The sequence below is a fragment of the Vibrio thalassae genome (assembly GCF_900089835.1).
In the GTDB taxonomy this organism is placed as follows: Bacteria; Pseudomonadota; Gammaproteobacteria; order Enterobacterales; family Vibrionaceae; genus Vibrio; species Vibrio thalassae.
Genome location: NZ_OANU01000164.1, coordinates 1 through 1,035 on the forward strand (window position 1 = coordinate 1; position 1,035 = coordinate 1,035).

At 41.8% G+C, this 1,035-nt stretch carries 2 protein-coding genes; one reads left to right on the plus strand and one right to left on the minus strand.

Annotation, left to right across the window (positions count from 1 at the left end; genetic code table 11):
- Positions 1 to 139 (plus strand): ATP-binding protein (locus VTH8203_RS23255; protein WP_244181119.1); only part of this gene is annotated, 139 nt, incomplete at its 5' end.
- 199 nt (positions 140 to 338) lie between these two features.
- Here the strand turns inward: VTH8203_RS23255 and VTH8203_RS23260 are convergent.
- A partial coding sequence (locus VTH8203_RS23260) for an ISAs1 family transposase (RefSeq protein WP_158296233.1) occupies positions 339 to 1,035 on the minus strand: 697 nt, incomplete at its 5' end.

Genomic DNA, 1,035 nt, shown 5'->3' on the forward strand with positions numbered 1-1,035 from the left:
AACGGCGGCATTACTGGATAGGCTTCTTCATCACTCGCACATCGTACAAATCAGCGGAGAAAGCTACCGATTAAGAGGAAAGAAAGCGGCTGGAACCATACCAACAGTTCTAGAAAATCTATCTGAAAGTACAAAATAATTACGTGGGTGGGTCAGTTTTACTTTGGCGATAACGTCGATAAGTGGATCAATTTTAAACTGGCGTTGACATCGGTTTAAGACCTCAAGCGCAATTGGCATTGTAAAAGCTGAAAAAGCAGTGAGAATGGCCATTAAATGGGTTGTAATGCTTAGGTTGTCCATTGATTGCCAGGGCGGGATTCCACTTTGAATAAATATTAGCCAAATATTATTTTTGAGCGATATTCACCAGACCAACCTGACTTTCTACGTTTGGCAGCCAAGCTATCTTTGTCACTCTCATCCTGCTTTATCGTGTTCAACGCAGCACGATTAAATGCCGCTAAGTGAGCAGCTCCATCTGGGTCTTTTACTTTTAGTTCATCTTCTCTGAATACGACATCAAGAACCCAATGAAGCTGGTTTTCAACCAACCAATGCTCTCTGACTGTCCGAGCAGCAAGTTCAACATCAACCTCTAATGAGCTAACATACCAGCGTGAATCTCTTGTTCCTTTTCCATTGCAAGTACGCTCACTTGCCACTTCAATAAAGCTTTTTATATGAGGCCACTTTTCTTTCAACTCAGGTGGGAGATTCGCCTCTATCTGCATGATATTACGCCATTCTTTGCGACCATGTCCTTTATTTTCTTGGGTACATTCCGCCATGCTATCTGGTTGACTATAAACAGCTGAAAAAGCTTCTGTCACATGCCCGAAAAGATTGGGTTGATTCTTTTTTAGCTGAATGGTGAAGTCACCATTCTTTTCCGTGATTTGCGCCATTGTTGGCGCTAAGCAATGCAGCGAGTCTAAGGTGACTATTGCATCTTTTAGGACTAAAGCATCTAGAACATCGTGAGATAAACTGATTTCTTTACCTTTGCCATGAGTAGACTGTTGATAAAGCATT